At 41.6% G+C, this 19,569-nt stretch carries 19 protein-coding genes and 1 tRNA gene; 15 read left to right on the forward strand and 5 right to left on the reverse strand.

Annotated features, from left to right (window positions below):
* Nucleotides 1–5 precede the first annotated feature (5 nt).
* Genes OFO00_RS07445 through OFO00_RS07465 form a run of 5 tightly spaced genes read left to right on the forward strand, consistent with a single transcriptional unit; the run spans nt 6 to nt 4,672 of the window.
* Nucleotides 6–1,235, forward strand: coding sequence for a M48 family metallopeptidase (locus OFO00_RS07445; protein WP_270865506.1), 1,230 nt, complete (start codon nt 6–8; stop codon nt 1,233–1,235).
* The gene (gene prmC, locus OFO00_RS07450) at nt 1,232–2,026 is read left to right on the forward strand and encodes a peptide chain release factor N(5)-glutamine methyltransferase (protein WP_270865507.1); all 795 of its coding nucleotides are present in this window, start codon (nt 1,232–1,234) and stop codon (nt 2,024–2,026) included. Before OFO00_RS07445 ends, prmC begins: the two co-directional genes overlap by 4 nt.
* Nucleotides 2,026–2,670 (forward strand): uracil-DNA glycosylase, encoded by a 645-nt coding sequence (locus OFO00_RS07455; RefSeq protein ID WP_270865508.1) that lies wholly within the window; start codon nt 2,026–2,028, stop codon nt 2,668–2,670. The genes prmC and OFO00_RS07455 overlap by 1 nt, the downstream gene beginning before the upstream one ends.
* Nucleotides 2,667–3,839 (forward strand): hypothetical protein, encoded by a 1,173-nt coding sequence (locus tag OFO00_RS07460; protein WP_270865509.1) that lies wholly within the window; start codon nt 2,667–2,669, stop codon nt 3,837–3,839. The genes OFO00_RS07455 and OFO00_RS07460 overlap by 4 nt, the downstream gene beginning before the upstream one ends.
* Before the next feature lie 29 nt (nt 3,840–3,868).
* Nucleotides 3,869–4,672: a transporter substrate-binding domain-containing protein gene (locus tag OFO00_RS07465; protein ID WP_270865510.1), complete on the forward strand. Its 804-nt coding sequence runs from the start codon at nt 3,869–3,871 to the stop codon at nt 4,670–4,672.
* Nucleotides 4,673–4,844: 172 nt separating this feature from the next.
* Here OFO00_RS07465 and OFO00_RS07470 read toward each other — a convergent pair whose 3' ends face one another.
* The 4 genes from OFO00_RS07470 to OFO00_RS07485 form a co-directional block, all read right to left on the reverse strand.
* Nucleotides 4,845–5,255 (reverse strand): hypothetical protein, encoded by a 411-nt coding sequence (locus OFO00_RS07470; protein ID WP_270865511.1) that lies wholly within the window; start codon nt 5,253–5,255, stop codon nt 4,845–4,847.
* Nucleotides 5,252–5,659, reverse strand: a complete 408-nt coding sequence (locus OFO00_RS07475) for a hypothetical protein (RefSeq protein WP_270865512.1) — start codon at nt 5,657–5,659, stop codon at nt 5,252–5,254. The genes OFO00_RS07470 and OFO00_RS07475 overlap by 4 nt, the downstream gene beginning before the upstream one ends.
* A 160-nt stretch (nt 5,660–5,819) precedes the next feature.
* Complete coding sequence (locus tag OFO00_RS07480) at nt 5,820–6,212, reverse strand: YbgC/FadM family acyl-CoA thioesterase (protein WP_270865513.1); 393 nt, start codon at nt 6,210–6,212, stop codon at nt 5,820–5,822.
* Complete coding sequence (locus tag OFO00_RS07485; RefSeq protein WP_270865514.1) at nt 6,202–6,705, reverse strand: DUF4149 domain-containing protein; 504 nt, start codon at nt 6,703–6,705, stop codon at nt 6,202–6,204. The genes OFO00_RS07480 and OFO00_RS07485 overlap by 11 nt, the downstream gene beginning before the upstream one ends.
* Nucleotides 6,706–6,876: 171 nt before the next feature.
* Between OFO00_RS07485 and OFO00_RS07490 the strand changes: the two genes are divergently transcribed.
* Nucleotides 6,877–6,952 (forward strand) — tRNA-Phe (locus OFO00_RS07490).
* A 48-nt stretch (nt 6,953–7,000) separates the two neighbouring features.
* On the forward strand, nt 7,001–7,897 hold the full coding sequence (locus OFO00_RS07495; RefSeq protein ID WP_270865515.1) for a metallophosphoesterase family protein: 897 nt from the start codon (nt 7,001–7,003) through the stop codon (nt 7,895–7,897).
* Nucleotides 7,898–8,009: 112 nt separating this feature from the next.
* On the opposite strand, the gene uvrA is transcribed toward OFO00_RS07495, so the two are convergent.
* Nucleotides 8,010–10,826, reverse strand: a complete 2,817-nt coding sequence (uvrA, locus tag OFO00_RS07500; protein ID WP_270865516.1) for an excinuclease ABC subunit UvrA — start codon at nt 10,824–10,826, stop codon at nt 8,010–8,012.
* A gap of 128 nt (nt 10,827–10,954) precedes the next feature.
* On the opposite strand from uvrA, the gene OFO00_RS07505 reads away from it, so the two are divergent.
* From OFO00_RS07505 to OFO00_RS07540, 8 genes are all read left to right on the forward strand, one after another.
* Nucleotides 10,955–12,376 (forward strand): TrkA C-terminal domain-containing protein, encoded by a 1,422-nt coding sequence (locus tag OFO00_RS07505; RefSeq protein WP_270865517.1) that lies wholly within the window; start codon nt 10,955–10,957, stop codon nt 12,374–12,376.
* A gap of 48 nt (nt 12,377–12,424) precedes the next feature.
* Entirely contained in the window at nt 12,425–13,459 is a 1,035-nt protein-coding gene (gene aroB, locus OFO00_RS07510; protein ID WP_270865518.1) for a 3-dehydroquinate synthase, read from the forward strand.
* A complete protein-coding gene (locus OFO00_RS07515; protein WP_270865519.1) occupies nt 13,456–15,123 on the forward strand; it encodes a mechanosensitive ion channel family protein in 1,668 nt (555 codons plus the stop codon). The genes aroB and OFO00_RS07515 overlap by 4 nt, the downstream gene beginning before the upstream one ends.
* Nucleotides 15,124–16,362, forward strand: a complete 1,239-nt coding sequence (gene mtaB, locus OFO00_RS07520; RefSeq protein ID WP_270865520.1) for a tRNA (N(6)-L-threonylcarbamoyladenosine(37)-C(2))-methylthiotransferase MtaB — start codon at nt 15,124–15,126, stop codon at nt 16,360–16,362.
* Entirely contained in the window at nt 16,325–18,115 is a 1,791-nt protein-coding gene (locus OFO00_RS07525; protein WP_270865521.1) for an AAA family ATPase, read from the forward strand. Before mtaB ends, OFO00_RS07525 begins: the two co-directional genes overlap by 38 nt.
* Before the next feature lie 7 nt (nt 18,116–18,122).
* Complete coding sequence (gene mog / locus OFO00_RS07530) at nt 18,123–18,653, forward strand: molybdopterin adenylyltransferase (RefSeq protein WP_270865522.1); 531 nt, start codon at nt 18,123–18,125, stop codon at nt 18,651–18,653.
* A 2-nt stretch (nt 18,654–18,655) separates the two neighbouring features.
* The gene (locus OFO00_RS07535; RefSeq protein WP_270865523.1) at nt 18,656–18,973 is read left to right on the forward strand and encodes an HMA2 domain-containing protein; all 318 of its coding nucleotides are present in this window, start codon (nt 18,656–18,658) and stop codon (nt 18,971–18,973) included.
* Nucleotides 18,974–19,191: 218 nt separating this feature from the next.
* A complete protein-coding gene (locus OFO00_RS07540) occupies nt 19,192–19,566 on the forward strand; it encodes a hypothetical protein (RefSeq protein ID WP_270865524.1) in 375 nt (124 codons plus the stop codon).
* Nucleotides 19,567–19,569: the final 3 nt, after the last annotated feature.

Here is a 19,569-nt window from a genome sequence, read left to right on the forward strand (position 1 = left end):
AATTTATGCTTTATTTTTTGATAATCATTTATATAATTTACACGATTTATAAAATTTCATTAGCCCTTTTACAGCTAAATTTTATCAAAGAAAACGCCAAAAAACCAGCCGTGATTTTAAGCGAAGCAGACTATCAAAAGGCTGGAATTGTCAGCATTACAAATCTGAAATTTGAAATTTTTAGCCTTGCGTTTGGGCTTTTGGTCGCGATTTTTTGGATTTGTTATGGTGCGGGTGCGTTGCAGGAATTTATCTACGCCAAATTTGGCGGGTGCGGCGTAAATTTGGAGGGCGGCGCAAGTATCCTAATCCAAAGCGTTTTTGTTTTAGTTTTCATCATACTTGGCGGGGTGATTGATTTGCCGTTTGAAATTTACGCCACTTTTATCAAAGACAAAAAACTAGGATTTTCCACAATCACGCCTAAAATTTTCATCGCTGATAAGCTAAAAGCCCTTGCGCTAACGCTAATTTTTGGCTTTTTGGTGGTTTTTGCGCTAGTTTTTTGCGTGCAAAATTTGGGGCAGTTTTGGTGGGTGTATGGGTTTGGATTTTCGTTTGGGCTAATTTTGCTGATAAATTTGATTTATCCTACACTCATCGCGCCGCTATTTAACAAAATGTCGCCACTAGCTGAGGGCGAGTTAAAATCGCAAATCGAGATTTTACTCGCAAAATGTGGCTTTAAAAGTAGTGGCGTTTTCGTCATCGACGCAGGCAAGCGCGATAATCGCTTAAATGCGTATTTTGGCGGACTTGGGGCGAGTAAAAAGGTCGTGCTTTTTGACACTTTGATAAAAAAGCTAAGCCAGAGTGAAATTTTGGCAGTTTTGGGGCATGAACTAGGGCATTTCAAACACGGCGACATACTCAAAAATATCGCGCTTGGGGCGTTTATGCTGATTGTGATTTTTGGCGTGTTTGGAAATCTGGCTACAAATGGGGTTTTTGACGCGCTAAATTTAGTGCGCGACGGCGGTGCGACGCTGATTTTTATCATGCTATTTTTGCCGATTTTGCAGAGTTTTTTGGAGCCTGTGATGTCGAAATTTAGCCGTATGCACGAGTTTGGCGCGGACAGGTTCGGCGCAGATAATGCGAGTAAAAATGATATGATTAGCGCACTTAAAAAACTTGGTAGCGAAAACAAAACTTTTCCGATTTCTCACCCGCTTTACAGCGCGATTTACCACTCGCACCCGAGCCTGTATGAGCGTATCAAGGAGCTAGAATGAAAATTTTCGAGGCGTTAAAATGGGCGCACGGCAGGACAAATTCTAGGTATGTTTCAAGGGAGCTTTTGAAATTTAGCGAAAATTTAAGCAACGAAGAGTTTGTAATGCTCTTTAACCACGCTATGCGAAATGAGGAAAAATTTCGCCAAAGTGTCGAAATTTACGCTTCTGGCGTGCCACTTGAATACATTACAAACAAGTGCAAATTTTTCGATTTTGAGTTTTTCGTCGATGAGCGGGTGCTGATACCTCGCTTCGAGACTGAAATTTTGGTCGATAAGGCTTTTAGCGTGGCTCATCTTTTCAAAACTCCGCGCATTTGCGAGGTCGGCACTGGAAGCGGGATAATCTCGATTTGCCTTAAAAAATTTTTCCCAGACGCGCAAATTACCGCCACTGATATCAGCGAAAGTGCGCTTGAAGTAGCGCGCAAAAACGCCCAAAATTTGGGTGTGGATATTGAATTTGTGCATTGTGAATACCTAAGCGGGGTGCAGGGGGATTTCGATATCGTAGTATCAAATCCGCCATATATCGCCTCCTCGTATAAGCTCGATGAGAGAGTGCTAAAAGAGCCAAATTTGGCGCTAATCGGTGGCGAGAAGGGCGATGAGAAGCTAAAAAAACTAATCTTTTTAAGCGAAAATCGCACGAAATATCTGCTTTGCGAAATGGGCTATGATCAAAAGCAAAGCATGCAAGAAACACTAAGCGAGCATGGATTTGCCTTTGAATTTTACAAAGATTTAGCCGGGTTTGATCGCGGATTTGTCGCAAGGAAAATGAAGTAATGCAGGGCTCGAAACTTCATAGATTGCTTTGCTACAAGGCGTTTGGTTACAGGTATATCGACGCTGGAATCCTTGCTAGTGGCGAGAGATTTTTTAGCGATATTGATAGCCTTTCGCATAGCGTGCAAAACTGCGCGCTGTGCGAACTATCCAAAACACGCACCCACGCCATGGTGCCTTATGGCGATAAAAACGCTAAAATAATGGTAATCTCTCAGTGCCCAACGCACGCAGAAGATGAGAGCGGTGAGCCATTTAGCGGGAATTTGGGCGAGAAATTTAGGGCTAGTTTGAAGGAGTTTTGCGGTTTGGAAATCGACGAAATTTACGCGTCGTATCTGATAAAATGCGCCCTAAATTTAAATAAAAAACTCACCTCTGAAATCATACTCAAATGCGCTCCCTACGCTATCGACGAGATTAAAATAATCCGCCCCAAAGTCGTGCTATGCCTTGGCGAGCTGTGCGCTAAAATTTTGCTTAAAAACAACAACCTCCCAGATATCAGGCTGATTCACGGCACGCCATTTCGTGAGGGCGGGATTACCTTTATACCGACATTTGATCTAAATTTCCTAAGCCAAAACCCAAGCCAAATTCCACTTTTTCACGATGATTTGCGTAAGATAAAGGAATTTTTGTGAGAGCGATTTTTGCGCTTTTAATCGCTGTTTTTTGCTTGGCGCACGATGACGAAAATATTTCGCTAAAAGATTTAAATTTTACGATAAATGATGATGAAAATTCTAGCACCCAGATTTTGTTTGAGGGCGAGGATTTTATCCAAAAAAGCCTAGATGAGGGATACACGCTCTGGGACCCAGACAGCGAGAAAGGCGAGGTGTATAATCTCGTGGCAAATGCGATGAGTGCGACGATTGAAAACTCGCAAAATTCGGGCTTTAAAGTGGGTGTTTTAATGGCGCAAAATATCCTTGGCTCGCGCGCAGATAGCATTGCAAATGCGCTTTTAGCCTTTGTGAGTGAGAAAAATTTGCAGGCAAATTTGCGCTTTTATTACATAGGAAATGAGAGCGAGGAGGGCATTGTAGCGGCACTTGAAGCTATGGAGCGCGATAATGTCGCCCTCATAATCGCTCCCTTAAATAGATCTGGCGTGGATATGGTAGATGAAAACTCGCAGTATAGTAGTATGGTTTTTGTGCCGACGCTAAATCAAAATTTAAGCGGGTTCGTGTCGAATAATATATATTTTGGCGGTATTGATTACAGCGAGCAAATGCAGTATCTGCTGGGGCGTTTCGCTGAAAATTTATACGCTATCGGCGATGAGAGCGCGCTGTCGCAGGTGCTAAACGATATGGCGTTTGATAGTCGCAATATCGAGGAATTTTACACGATTAAAAGCAACCGAAATGCGGTGTTTGATTTTGAGGGCGAACTGCCACAAAATGCGAATTTTATCCTAAATTTGCCTAGTTCTAAAATACTCTCCGTAATCGGCGAAATTTCGCACAAAAAGCTAAACACGCAAAACCTGCTTGCCACGCAAGTGGGCTTTGACGGCGAGATTATCGGTGCGCTTCCAAGCGCGATTGGCGGGAAATTTTACCTTGCAAACTCCATTTCGCCGGTTTCAAACTCGCTTCTTCATCGCGCGCTTAGCCTTGGCGTGGATTTGCGCTACGAGTGGATTGCATACAGCGCGCTTAGCGGGTTTGACTATTTTTATTCAAATTTTGCATTAAACCGCTATGAGCGGGCATTTAGCGAGGAATTTTACGATAACGGCCTTAGGTTTGATACCAAAATTTACGAGGTCGGCGAGGGTAAATTTCAAAAATTAAATTAAAATTTCAAATTTTTTTAGAAAGGAATTGCATGAAAAAGTATTTCAAAACACTTTTTTTAGGGCTTTCGTTTTTGTTTTTGCTCGCTGGTTGTGCGAGTAATCAACCCGCGTTAAACCAACCTACGCTAGATCAAATCAAATCTCGCGGAACTATCCTAGTGGGCGCTACTGGGGATTATAAACCGCTAAGTGTGCGCGAGCAAAACGGCACGCTATGGGGATTTGACATCGATATCGCAAAGGCAATCGCCGAGAAGCTTGGCGTGGAGCCTGAGTTCGTCGCTACTAGCTGGCCAAGTCTGAGCGAGGATACGCAAGCAGAGCGCTTCGATATCGCGACTACGGGCATTACGATTAACGAAACACGCAAAAAAACTATGCTAATGAGCGATGGTTACCTTGCTAGCGGTAAGACGATTTTGTGCCGCAAGGGCGACGCTGCGAAATTCACAAGCTTAGAGAGTATCGATAAAAAGGGCGTTCGCGTGATGATAAACCCAGGCGGAACGAACGAGAAATTTGCGAGGGCAAATTTTAAAAACGCTAAAATCATCGTCCATAAGAAAAATGCCGAGATCCCAGCGCAAATCGCAAAAGGCGCAGCCGATGTGATGATCACAGAGACCACTGAGGCGCCGTATTATGTGGCAAACAACCCTAAACTAGCCGCTCCGCTACTAGAAAGTCCATTTACGCGCGATGAAATCGGGGCTTTGATGTCGCAAAACAAGGGCGATTTGCAAAGTTTCGTAAATAAAGTAATCGCCGAAATGAAGGCAAACGGCGAGTTGAAAAAAATCACTGAAAAATACGGATTAGTTTATTCGTATTAAAATTTTAAAATTTCGGTTGTGAGAACTGCTTTTGCTTTTCGCAACCGCTTTTAAAATTCCACGCTGAGGCAATCTTGGATACTGCGCCGAAATTTTAGTTGTAGTGTGGCAAGAGTTGCCTAGCGAAAATTTTGGTAACATTATGGTGGGCAAGGTGCTCACCCTACGATACTTATTTCTTTTTCCTTTCTTCTTTGATTTGTTTTATCCACTCATCTTGGAATTTCTCAGCTTCTTTAAATTCGTCTTGTTTTTCTTTTTCAAATTCGGCATAATCTTGGAGTTTGCCACCACATTTAGGGCAAATCATATCTTTTGTGTCGGAAAAATTATAAACTTTTTTGCATTTTTTGCAACGAGCGAATTCAATATATTTTTTTATGTTTTTTTCAGAGCGAAAAGCAAAATAAAACCCAAAACTACCCAAAATAAAAAATGCAAATACTGGCAAAAGATAAAAAATACCCATATCACTAAAATCTAAATATTTTACGCCAATAGAAACTTTTTGTTTGTATAACAGACTAAAAGCATGTAAAAAAGCCATAATGCCAACAAATAAGGCAAAAAATCTATCTATCATTTTTTTATTTTTCTTTTCTTATGTTTTTTATTGCGTTTGTTTTCATTTGTTTTATTCTCGTCTAATCTTTGTTTTCTATAATACATTTCAATTTCCATTGTTTCTCCGTTACATTTAGGACATTTACCTTCTTTTGTATTCATATATTTACATACTTCACCGCACTCTAAACATTTCATATAATCCTGCTTGTATTTTTTTGTGTTTTTTTCGGAGCGAAAAGCTAGATAAAAAAATGCGAAACTCATCATAAACGCCGCAATAGCTACAAAAATATAAAAATAACCTGCGTTTGAAAAATCATGTTCTATTGCAAATCTTTTGAATTTTTTATTTGCAAATATTCCAAGAGATATGGATAAAAATCCAAAGCCAATAAATGTATAGCAAAATTTGTAAAACATAGTTATTTCTCTTGATTAGTACCGTAGGGTGGGTATCCTTGCCCACTGAATTTTATATTTTTATCAAATTTTATTTTAGCCCCTTTAATTCTTTTAAAATTTCGGTAGATAAAAGCAAGTTTTTATATTTTAAATTTGCAAAATTTAGCCCTGCCAAACCTCACAACCCCTTGAAAAACTCCACGATTTCGTCGCTGAATTTCACTGGTTTGCCGTTTTGCAGGTATGCGACTCTGACATCTTGGGCGAAGATTAACTCGTCAAATTCGCGCCCATTTATATCTTTTAGTTTGTAGATTTTTTGTGTCAGCACCGCGCTTGCGTTTTTTAGCTCTTTGAGCGTGGTTTTGATTTCTAGTTCGTCGCCCAGCACCGCAGAGCGCAGGAATTTCGCCTGCAAATCGCTCACCACGAAATGCGAGTGCTCGCCAAAAAAACTCACGCCCGCACGCATTAGCGCCTCGCTTCTAGCCCGCTCGCAAAATTTTATGTAGTTTGCGTGATAGACGATGCCCTGCGCGTCGGTATCGTCGTAATAAATCCTAAATTTCATCGCCTCTGCCTATGCGCAAGTTTGGCACCATTTTTAGGAAAAACAGCACCGTTTGCGCGATTATCATTAGCTTGGCGCACCACTCGCTGGCTTTGTGGATTTGGGCGAATTCGGCTGTTTGCGTGCCTGCTTCGCCTAGCTTTTGCGCATCAAGGATAAATTCCGTGAAATACAGCACGAAAAGTGTCGCTAAAATGAGGTTTATAAGCGCTAGCATAAGGGTTGAGAGTTTTAGGTTGAAAGGCTGGGATTTGTTGTTGTTGAAATTTACCATTTCAAAAATTAGGCAAATTATCGAAAACGGCATTAAAATGGCGTTGTATTTGACAAAAATCGCGCTCATCATCTGACCGCTTTGGAAGTGGCTAAGCACGCCCTCGCCAATGAGGCTTTGCGGGTAAAAAATCGTCGGAGCCACAAGCGCGCCAAGGCTAAGCTCGATACCGATGAGCGCGCCAAGAGCGAGGATATAAATCGAAAAAATCGTTTTCATAAAAATCCTTAAATTTGTAAATTTCGTAAATTTTGTAATTTCGCGCCATTATACCCTAAAATTTGTCTTTATTTGGAAATTTTGAGTAAATTTGGCTGGAATTTAGCCGAATTTCTCAAATTTTATCATTATTTAAGCAATGTTTAAATAAAATAATTTTTCTTTTTTCGTGGTTGGATAGCTCAGTCGGTAGAGCAGCAGACTGAAAATCTGCGTGTCGGCAGTTCGATTCTGCCTCTAACCACCATTTTTATTCAAATTTAAATCCCAAAATCAGTGAAATTTAAGGCGCGCAATGGCTAGGATTTTTATCACGGGCGATACTCACGGCGGATACAAAAGTGGCGGTGCTAAGCTCAAAAAATTCGTCCAAAACCACAGATTTAAAGACGATGATTATCTCATAATCGCTGGGGATTTTGGCTTTATTTGGGAAAACGAGCCAGACGAAAAGGAAAAGCAGTGGTTAAACTGGTTTGATGCGCAGAAATTCACAACCCTTTTTATCGACGGAAATCACGAGAATTTTAACAGACTAAAATCTTATAAAACGAGCTTTCAATTCGGTGGCGTGGTGCAAAAAATCAGCCAAAAAGTTATTCATTTAATGCGTGGCGAGATTTACGAAATAGCTGGTTTTACGCTGTTTGCTATGGGTGGCGCGCTAAGCGTGGATAAGTGTAGGAGGCGCGAAAACATCTCGTGGTGGAGTGCGGAAGCTATCACGCAAGACGAGGTTAGCACAGCGTGGGCAAATCTAGCTAGCGTGGGTCGTGAGGTCGATATCGTCATCACGCACACTTGCCCGAGAAATCTCGCTTGCGGGCTTATTTCTGCGCGCAATTATAAAAAATCGCAAGATATAAATATGGATATTTTGCAAGGTTTGTGCGAGGGTATGAAATTTAGGAAGTGGTATTTCGGACACTTTCACAAAAATCGCAAAATAAATCGTAAATTTAGCTGTCTTTATAATGAAATCGAAAAGATAAATTTGAAGCCAAGGGCGAATTTTGTGCCGAAATTTGCGAATTTGCCAGGCAGGATTACAGAGGCGATAGCGAAATTTTATGACGAGCCAAAATTTGCGGGTGAGTTCTTGCAAATTTTGGATAACGCCTGCAAAAACGGCGAAATTTCACGCGCGTGCAAAGATGAAATTTATCGTAGATTTTTAGCCGAGGAATTTTAGGCTAAATTTGAAAATTTGGGAAAATTTGCGCAAATTTCATGCAAATTTTAAACTAAATTTGTCAAATTTAACTCCAAAATTCACGCTAAATTTCCCCAAATTCACCCAAATTTTACCCTGCAAATTCTTCGTTTAGAAACTCCCCAGTATATGAGCGCGTTTTTTTGTAGTTTTTCGCCAGCTGTTTTGGTGTGCCTTGCGCTACGATTTTTCCGCCACCATCGCCACCCTCTGGCCCCATATCTATGAGATAGTCGCAGTTTTTGATGATGTCCATGTTATGTTCGATGACAAAGACCGAATTGCCCAAATCCACGAGGTGATGAAGCACCTGCACCAGCCTATCGACATCGGCGAAGTGTAGGCCAGTGGTTGGCTCATCGAGGATATAAAGTGTATTGCCAGTATCTGTGCGACTAAGCTCTTTTGCGAGTTTGACGCGCTGAGCTTCGCCTCCGCTTAGCGTGGTTGCAGGCTGACCTAGCGCGATATAGCCAAGGCCTACATCTTGGAGGGTTTTTAGCTTTTGGTGTATTTTTGGCACAGCTTTGAAAAACTCCAACGCCTCGTCGATACTCATCGCCAAAACTTCGGCGATATTTTTGTTTTTGTAGTAAATTTCGAGCGTCTGGGCGTTGTAGCGCGAACCACCGCATGCGTCGCAAACCACGCTAATATCGGGCAAAAAGTGCATTTCGATTTTTATTTCACCCTCTCCTGCGCATTTTTCGCAACGCCCGCCCTTGACATTGAAGCTAAATCGCCCGATTTTATACCCCCTCATCATCGCCTCTTTTGTCTGCGCAAAGAGCGCACGGATCTCGTCCATGACGCCAGTGTAAGTGGCTGGATTGGAGCGTGGGGTGCGACCGATTGGGCTTTGGTCTAGGTAGATGACCTTGTCTAAATTTTGCAGGCCTGAAATTTTGGCATTTTTTAGAATTTTAACATTTCTGGCGCGGTTAAGCTCCTCTAATGCCGCTGGCAGGATTGTTTGAAGCACGAGTGAGCTTTTGCCACTGCCACTAACTCCGGTAATTCCGACTAAATTTCGCAAAGGAAATTTTGCGCTTAGGTCGTGGATATTGTTGATTTCGACATTTTTTATGCTTAACCACTCCTTTTGCGGGCGGTTTTTTTGGTAATCAATCGTTTTGTGATTGTTCATATACAGCGCGGTTTGCGTGTCGCTTTTAAGCAGATTTTCCACGCTTCCGCTAAATACGACCTCGCCGCCGTATTTACCAGCCCCAGGTCCGATATCTACGACGAAATCAGCTTGTTGTATGGTTTTTTTGTCGTGTTCGACGACGATTACGGAATTTCCTTTTTGTTGCAAATTTCTAAGTGTATTGATTAACTTTTGTGTGTCGCGCTCGTGAAGCCCGATACTAGGCTCATCTAGGACATACATTACCCCGCTTAGTCCGCTTCCAATCTGGCTTGCGATGCGGATTCGTTGTGCTTCGCCACCGCTGATTGTGCGTGCATCGCGCCCGAGGGTCAGGTATCCAAGACCAACATCGTTTAAGAAAAATAGCCTTTCGTTGATTTCTTTTAAAATCGGCGCCGCGATTTGTGCCTCTTGTGGGCTAAAATGGGCGAAATTTTTCTCATTACCAAAGAATTTGACATTTTCTTCTATGCTTGTCTTCACCACTTCGCCAAGCCCTTTGCTAGCGACTTTTACGGCTAGGCTTTGGGGTTTTAGACGCAGTCCGCCACAAGCAGAGCAGGTTTTTTCGCTCATATATTCGTCTAAATCGTTTTCGTTTTTTAGCAAATCATAGGCGTATTTTATCGCGCCCTCGAATTTACGCATTAGTTTGTGTGATTTCCAATAAAACGGCACCTCTTTCGCGCTTCCGTATAAAATGAGCTGTTTTTGTGCCTCGTCAAGCTCGGCGTATGGGACATCTGTGGGGATATCGTTTGAGGCGCAAAATCCGAGCAAAAATTTATAATAATAGCTTTTGTTAAACCCTGACATTACCTTAATCGCGCCGTTTTCGATAGAATTTGCTTCGTTTATGATTTTAGCTAAATCTAGGCTAAATTTAATCCCAAGCCCGTCGCACTCCTCGCACGCACCTTTGGGGCTATTGAAGCTAAAAGTCAGCGGTTCGAGCGGTGTAAATGAAATTTTGCAATCAAAGCACGCCATGTGCTCGCTGTAATGGATATGATCGTGCGCAAGCCCGAATTCATCGGCATTTGCGATATCTATTTCGACCTCGCCAAAGCTAAGTTTTAAGGAATTTTCGATGTCGCTTGCGATTCGCGTGGCGTTTTCTTCGCTGATACTAACGCGGTCGATGACGACTTTAATCGTGTGTTTTTTGGTTTTGGCTAGTTCGATTTCTTCGTCAAGCCTAACCAAAACGCCGTCAATCTGGGCTCTGACATAGCCTTTGTTTCGCATATCTTCGATCAAATCAGCAAAAGTGCCCTTTTTTTCGCGCACGAGCGGGGCAGAAATTGAAATTTTCGCGCCATTTGGGAGTTTCATAACCTCGGCAATGATATCAGATGAGCTCATTTTTGAGATTGGTTTGCCACATTGGTGGCAGTGTTGCACGCCTGTTCTAGCGTAAAGCAAGCGCAAATAATCGTAAATTTCAGTTATCGTGCCCACGGTCGAGCGCGGGTTTTTGGAGGTGGTTTTTTGATCTATCGCAATCGCTGGAGTTAGGCCGTCGATTTTGTCGATATCTGGCTTGCCAACGCGGTCTAAAAACTGCCTAGCATACGCCGAAAGGCTCTCTACATAGCGTCTTTGCCCCTCAGCGTAGAGTGTATCAAAGGCCAGCGTGGATTTGCCAGAGCCGCTAAGGCCGGTAAAAACGACTAATTTATTTTTTGGAATTTTTAAATTTATATTTTTTAGATTATGTTCTCTTGCGCCGATAATTGTGATTTTATCGTTCATTTTAGCCTCTTTTTTGTGAAAATTAACCTTTAATTATATCTTAAAATTCTTTGAAAGAGTTTGCAAAAACGCTTAAATTTCAGCCATGTTTGATATAATTTTGAAAAATCAAAATTTAATGGATAAAAATGAAAAAAGTTTTAATCATAGCAAGTGGCGATTTCGCGCGCCATTTTTTAAATAGAATTTACAAATCCAAAGATGTTATCCACGAATATTTCATTATCGCAAAAGACAGCTCCTGCGTGCCTGAGGGGATTTTGGGTATGCAAAATTTCAGCGTGGAGATTTTCGATCCTACAAGCATAGAAAGGCTAAAATTAGTAGTAAATCAGGGCGAATTCGATAGGTGTATAATGATAATGGACATTGAATTTGACGCTAGGGTGAGCCTAAATAATCTCAAAGAAATTGCGCCAAATTTGGAAATTTATCTTGCGGATTTTTGGGATTTGGTGCAAGAGTATAAAGAAGAAAAGCATATTAAAATTTTAAATGTTTTATCGCTAAATTCATCTCGTTTTATGGGTTGTCTGCCAGATAGCCCGGTTTTTGCGCAGTATGTGGGGCTTGGCAGGGGCGAGATAATGGAGGTAAAAATCCCTGTGGGAAGCTCGTTTGCCTATCGCAAGGTAGGCACTCTAAGCTCGAAGCGATACAAAATCCCGATGATTTATCGCCACAACACCTACATAATCACCACAAAAAGCACGGTGATTTATCCAAACGATACGATTTTGGTCGTGGGCGAGCCAAGTGCTTTGCGCGCGGTGTTTGCGCAGGTCAAACAGCAAAACGGCCAGTTTCCATCGCCATTTGGGATAAATATTTATGCGCTAATTGATATGAAGGAAATGAACGAGAGCTCGATTTATAAGACGCTAAGAGCGGTGGAGTATCTAGATAGCAGGCTCCAAAATCACAAAATTTGCATTAGGGTGGTAAATCCCAAAATTTCGCCTAGTTTCGAGGAAATTAAGGCCAAAAGCGATGACGAAAAATTTGAAATTTTAATTGATTATAAAGAGAAAAATATATCGAATTTAAACGGCGATGTGAGCGAAAATAAGGCTGGTTTGGTCGTGTGCGTAAGGGAGATTTTTGAAAAAAACAAAGCCTATTTGCAAAGTCTTGGCGTGCCGATTTTAAGCCTAGGGCAGAGCGAGTTAGACGCGATAAAACGCAGTGTGGTGGTAAATGGCGGAGCGAATATGGACGAGGAATCAAGCGTGGTTTTTGATATCAGCTCGCAGCTTGGTATGAATATTCACCTGTATATTTTTAACGAAAACGGCGGCAAAGGTGGCGAGTTTGTGCAAAATTATCTAAATTTATCAAAGCTTTTTTCAAAAGAGCTCATAATCCACGATGATATGAGCAAAAACCCATTAATCGAGCTTAGCTCAGAGAGTGATTTCTTGCAGTTTGTGCCATTTAGCGATAAAATTTTAGCCCCGAAATCGACAGCGATTTTCAAAAAAGACCTTGATAAAATGTATTTCAAACTAAGCCACAATCACCAAATTTTTCTTCCATGCGATATGGGGTAAAAAAATGCAAAATTTATGCTACAATAAGGCAAATAAAGGGGTTAGAATATGAAAATTGATATTGATTTGAAAGAGAAAAGTTACAGCGTTTTTATCGACGAATTAGCCAAAATTTCACTTCCTGGTAAGGTCGCAATCATTACAAACCCCAAGGTTAGCGGGCTTTGGCTCTCGTATTTGTTGGAGAGATTGGAGTGTGGGCAGAAATTTATCATCACAATTCCTGATGGCGAAGAGTATAAAAATCTATCCAGCGTCGAGCAAATTTTAGAGCAACTTTTTAGCTCCAAGCTAGATCGCAAAAGCACGCTAATAGCACTTGGTGGTGGCGTGATTAGCGATATTACGGGATTTTGCGCGAGTATTTATGAAAGAGGGATAAATTTTATAAATATCCCAACCACGCTTTTAGCCCAAGTAGATGCTAGCGTGGGTGGAAAAACTGGCGTAAATAACCGCTTCGGCAAAAATTTAATCGGCTCATTTTATCAACCACGCGCCGTGTATTGTGAGAGTAAATTTCTCTCAACCCTTCCAGCGCGTGAATTTGGCGCAGGTGTGGCGGAAGCTGTGAAAATGGCGGTAACATTTGATAAAGAGCTGTTTGAGTATTTTTGCGAGCATGATTTGAAGAGTGATAGCGAAGTAGCTCATATCATCGCAAAATGCGTGGAGATAAAAGCCGGTGTCGTGGCGAGAGATGAGCGCGAAAACGGCGTGAGAGCGGTGCTAAACTACGGACATACCTTCGCGCATGTGATTGAGAATTTGACGAATTATTCTGTGTATTTGCACGGCGAGGCTGTGGCGATTGGCATGGTTATGGCAAATGATTTGGCTGTAAGACTTGGCAAACTAAGCGCAAACGAAGCAGAGAAAATTCGCGCAGTGCTTGCTAAATTTGGACTTCCGCTAAGCTATAAAATCCAAAATGTAGATAAATTTTACGAAATGTTTTATCTGGATAAAAAAAGTGCCTCAGGCAAGATAAAATTCATCATGCCAAAGGGAATTGGTGATTTTTTCGTATCTGATGATATCGATGAAAATCTCGTAAAATCGACATTAAGAGCGTTTCAATGAATAGATTTTTAACTCTTTTTTTATTTTTTGTTTTTGCTTTTGGCGAGGGAAATTTAAGCGAAAATTTAGCAGAGCAAAATTTAAGCTTATCAGAGCAAAACAGCTCCGCCACTAGATTAAATAAAGAATATGTCAATTCGAGCGAAAGTGCCGATGTAGCGATGATTGCTCCGCTTGGCGAGCAGATTAGGGCGATTGATGAGGAGATTAAAAACAATCTTTGGGTTAGCAGATTTGCGAATTTCATCGGTTACCAAGAGCTTTTAAAACAGCAAAAAATCCTGCAAGATGAGCAAAAATCCCTAAGCGACACGGACGAGATCAACGAAATAGGCAAAAAACTTCGCGCCGTCAATGAGCAACTCTCGCTTTTAAAAGAGTATGAAAAAAGCCCATTTTTGGACATTGTCGCTATGCCAGAGACCCCAGAGCCAGAGCGTGTGAGCAATCCTTTTTCGATAATTACGGGCTTTTCGACGATTCGAAATCTGCAAGAGCAAAAATTAGAGCAAAAAAGAAAAATCGAAAATTTAAAGGTTTTGATAGAAAAACTCGAAACCAAAGCCGAATTATACGCCAAAGTGGAGAAAATTTCCCCAGATGATAAACTCATCAAAGATTACGAAAATTTAAAATATGAAATCGGCGAATTTAGCTCTGCTTACGAGCTTGCAGGCACTACTTATGATGTGTATGAGAAAAAAATCAACTCCCAAATCACCGCGCTAACTGCCGATATCACGGCGCAAATCAAGCGCGCTGGAAATATCCTTATATGGATTGGTATAGTTTTAGCGTTGGCGTTTTTAGCCAAATTTATCGCCAAACGATATGTCATAAATGATGAAAATTTCTACCTTGTAAATAAAATTATAAATGTCATAAATTTCACCATTATCGTGCTGATTTTGCTATTTTCGTATATTGATAATATGACGCATTTTGTCACCGTGCTGGGCTTTGCTTCGGCTGGTTTGGCGATTGCGATGAAGGATATGTTTATGAGCTCGCTTGGCTGGCTCGTAATCGTATTTGGCGGCACATTTAGGGTAGGGGATCGCGTCAAAGTCTGCAAAAATGGCGTCGTGTATGTGGGCGATATCATCGATATTTCCGTGCTTAGAATGACGATTTTTGAAGATGTTACGATGACTACATGGCGAGAAAACAAACGCGCCGGCAGGGTTGTATTTATACCGAATAACTATATTTTTACAGATTTGCTGGCTAATTATACGCACTCTGGGTTAAAGACCGTTTGGGACGGCATCGATATCTTACTCACATTTGATAGCAATCACAAAAAAGCTATGTATATCATCAAAAACATAGTCAGGAAGTATTCGAAAGGCTACACCGATATCGCCAAAAAGCAAATGTCAAAACTCCGCTCTCAATACAGCATAAAAAACCCAAATGTGGAGCCTAGAATTTTTAGCTTTTTTGAGCCTTATGGTATTCAAATTTCGGTTTGGTATATGACGAATTCATACGCTACTTTGGGGCTTAGAAGCAATATTTCAAGTGAAATTTTAGAAAGCTTGCAAAAAGAAGATGATATCAAAATCGCTTACCCAGCTTACACGCTTTACAACGGCAAAACTTACGGCGCAAACAAAGCGCCAAATTTCGAGCCAAACGAGCCACCTATGGGGGAAGCATAGGTGAGGGTGTATTTTAAGACCTTTGGGTGTCGCACGAACATTTACGATACTGAATTAATCAAAAAAATGGTGCAAAACGCGCAGATTGCGGGCAATGAGAGTGAAGCAGATATCATTGTGGTAAATTCATGCACCGTTACAAACGGCGCAGATAGCGATGTCAGAGGCTATATTTCGCGTATGAATAGGGCTGGTAAAAGGGTGATTTTAACAGGCTGTGGAGCCAAATCCCAGGGGCAAAATTTGCTAGCAAAAAATCAAATTTTTGGCGTTTTTGGTATGAGCCAAAAGGCCAAAATCGATGAGTATTTGCGCGCAGATACGAAATTTTATGATATCGGAGATTTGGAGTATAAAGAAAGTAGCGTGCTTGGCGATTTTGAGAATCACACGAAAGCCTTTATCAAAATCCAAGAGGGTTGCGATTTTTCATGTGCTTACTGCATAATCCCCTCTGTAAGGGGGCGCGCGCGCTCTATTGATGAGAATTTGATTATAAATGAGGCGCAAAATTTAGCCCAAAATGGTTTTAGCGAAATCGTCCTAACTGGCACAAATATCGGAAGTTATGGCAAGGATAGCGCCACATCTCTTGGGGCTTTGTTGCAAAGGCTTGGCAGCCTTTCAGGCATAAAGCGCATTAGGCTAGGTTCAATCGAGCCAAGTCAGATTGATGAGAGTTTTCGCGAAATTTTGGGCGAGAGCTTTTTGGAGCGACATTTGCATATCGCTTTGCAGCACACTTCGCAGACTATGCTTAGCATTATGCGTCGCAGAAACACGGCATTTAGGGATTTGGAGCTGTTTTTGGAGCTAGGCGAGAGGGGCTTTGCGCTAGGCACTGATTTCATCGTCGCTCACCCTGGTGAGAGTGAGGAAGTCTGGGGCGAGGCGGTTGAGAATTTCAAAAAATTCCCGCTTACGCACCTGCATGCCTTTATTTTCTCTCCACGCCGGGGCACAGCTTCTGCTTCGATGAGCGGTAGGATTAATGGCGAAGTGGCGAAAGCTAGGCTTAAAATGCTTAAAAATATAGTAGCGTTAAATAATTTCGAGTTTCGCAAAGCTCACAAATCGCCACTTTCGGTGCTAGTAGAGCGCAAAAACGGCGAGTGTTACGAGGGATACGATGAGTTTTATAATAAAATTTTGATAAAAAGCGAAAAAGATTTATCTAAAAAATGGGTAAGGATAGAAGATTATGAAGTCAAATTTGAGTCAAATGTGGCAGAAATTTAAGGCAAACAAGCTAAATTTGATCCTTGTGTTTTTGGGATTGCTTATCGTTTTGCTTAGTATTGTGTATTTCAAAGATGACGCGCAATACATCAGCGAGCGCGAATTTAGCGAGCTTATGCAAAGGGATTTGATCAAGCGAGCCCATATCGAGGACGGCGCGCTAAATTTCATTTACGAGGGCAAAAGATACCGCATTTTAGCCGATATCGTCGATCTCAAAGAGCTAGCAAATCACGCAGTTATCAGCAAATCGCACGGTAATAGTGGCGAAATGACAATCAGCGCGATTTTGGTGATTTTTACTTTTGCGTTTTTTCTTTTTGTCTATTATTTCGAAACCGTGCTTTCACGCCGTAAAAAAGGGCAAAATTTAGCTTCGCAAGCCCAAAATACTGCGCCGCAAAATTTCGCACCAAACTCATTTGAACCAGTTAAAAGCGATGTGAAATTTAGCGATATCGCAGGTATTAGCGAGGTCAAAGACGAGCTAATTCAAATCGTAGATTTTCTAAAAAATCCGCTCAAATACCAAAAATTTGGCATAAAACTCCCAAAAGGCGTTTTGATGATTGGAGCCCCTGGTGTGGGAAAAACGCTAATTGCAAAGGCCGTAGCTGGCGAGGCTGGCGTGCCGTTTTTTTACCAAAGCGGGGCGAGTTTTGCTGAGATGTTTGTCGGAGTGGGCGCAAAGCGCGTCAGGGAGCTCTTTGCTAAGGCAAAATCGTGCGCGCCTGCGATTATTTTCATTGACGAAATCGACGCTGTGGGCGGTAAAAGGGGCGTTGGGCGAAATGACGAGAGAGAGGCTACGCTCAATCAGCTTCTAACAGAAATGGACGGATTTGAAGAAAATAGCGGTGTAATGGTCATCGCCGCGACGAATAAAATTGATTTGATCGACGAGGCTCTGCTTCGCTCTGGCAGGTTTGATAGGCGCATTTTTATCTCACTACCAAACTACAAAGACAGGATTGAAATTTTAAAAATTTACCTTGCGGATAAAAAATTTGATTTAAATATAACCAAGGTTAGTCGCCTTTGCGTGGGATTTAGTGGGGCAGGCGTGGCGACATTTGTCAATGAAGCTGCGATGAAGGCATTGGAGAGGGGAAGCGATAAAATCGAGCTAATAGACTTCGAAAATGTGCGCACAAAGGTATTTTATGGTGTGCAAAAAAGCCAAATTTTAACCGAAAACGAAAAAGAAATCCAAGCATTTTATCAGGCTGCAAAGGCGCTAATTGCGTATTGGTATTCGATGAATTTCGATAAAATCGAGCTTTTAAACGATAAATTTTTAAACGATGATTTCGAAATCCGCTCCAAAACCCAAATGCTAAATCAAATCAAAGTCCTACTCAGCGGTACAGCAGCCCTTGCGATACACAAAAACGACGCCTTTACAAACGGCTCAAACGATGTCAAAGAAGCCACCGAGCTGGCGCAAAAAATGGTCTATGAATACGCTATGGGGGATAGTTTCGTGCCAAATCCAGCCAGCGTCAATGAGATACTAAACTCGTGTTTTGAAGATGTGGGCGAGACGCTTCGCACTATGCAAGAGGCGCTAAATTTGATAGCGAAGCAAATTTTTGTTTATGAGTATATCACTCACTCTGGCGTGCGCTCGATTTTGCAACCAGAACTTGATGAGGACGAGGAAAATTTGGGCGAAGAGCAGGGTGAAATTCAGAGCGAAATTCACAGCGAAACACCTGCGCCTAGAAGCGATAGATTAAATTTCGATGATTAGGAAAAATATGCAAAAAAAGGTAAAAATAGGAATTTTAACCATTAGCGACCGCGCTTCAAGCGGGGTTTATGAAGACCTTGGTGGCCCAGAGATAAAGCGCATAATGAGCGAGTGGATAGAGGGCGAGGTGGAATTTGACTACCGCATAATCGCCGATGAGCGCGCGTTAATCGAGAAAAGTTTGCGAGAAATGTGTGGTAATGGGTGCGACGCTGTATTTACCACAGGTGGCACAGGTCCAGCCCTGCGCGATGTCACGCCAGAAGCTACCGAGGCAGTGTGCGAAAAAATGCTACCGGGTTTTGGCGAGTTAATGCGCGCTGTGAGCCTAAAATATGTCCCAACCGCCATTTTATCGAGGCAAACGGCTGGGATTTACAAAAACTCTCTTATCGTAAATTTGCCGGGCAATCCAAAGGCAATTTTGCAGTGTTTAGAGCCGATTTTTCCGGCGATTCCATACTGCATAGATTTAATCGGTGGCGCTTATATCGAGGTAAGCGATAAAATCACAGCCTTTCGCCCAAAAAAGAAGTAAAAATGCAAATTGAGAAAAACGATATTTTAAATTTCGCCAAATATTTTACCAAAATCGCCCATACAAGGGGGCGTTTGCGAATTCGCGTAAGCCCCAAGATTAGGGAGATTAGTGGGATTAGCGAGGCGGAATTAAAGGCGAAAATCGCTAGTATTAGCGGGATAAAAGAGTATAAATTTAACCCGTTAATTGGCTCTTTGACGATTTTTTATGACAGCGAAATTTTTAAGCCACATTTGTGGGAGGAGTTTTTGTCTGGGCAGGTTTCGCCTGAGCTAATTTCGCTTGTAAATTCTACGGCTAATGATATTTGCTCTTAAAATTTCCATAATTAAATGAAAATCGTTTTTATAAATTCAGTTAATTTTATACAAAAATATTCTATTATTTCACACTAAAAATTTGATAAATTTATCGTTTAAAACGCCTTGAAATTTTGATTTTAAGGCGTTTTGGCGTAAAATCAAATTTTACTTTTTCTAATTATGATAGCAAAAATCATAAGTATGTAAATTTCAAAATTTTAAAAGGAGAAATTATGCCGATTAGATTTTTTTTAGGTTTAGTTTTTGGCGGGGCTGGTGTCTATGCGCTCACAAATCGCAAAAAAATCGCACAAGGTCTTAATGAGCTTGCCACAAGCGAGGGCGCACAAAAGCTAAAAGATAAGGTAAAAAGTGCGAGCGAGAGTGTCAAAACCACGCTAAATAGGGCAGGCGATGAGATTAGCGAGAAATTTAAAAACGCAAAAGGCGAGCCAGAAAAAACTGCTGGTGAGCCAAAAAAATCCGCAAACAAAAAAAGCAACGAAAAATCAGTCGAAAAACCAGCGAAAAAACCGCGGGCGAAAAAATCAACCACCCCTAAACCTCGCACCAAACGCGCAGGCACTGCGACTGAGACGCAAATTTAAGGT

Origin of the sequence: Campylobacter sp. VBCF_04 NA7 (assembly GCF_027737405.1) — a bacterium.
Classification (GTDB): Bacteria; Campylobacterota; Campylobacteria; order Campylobacterales; family Campylobacteraceae; genus Campylobacter_B.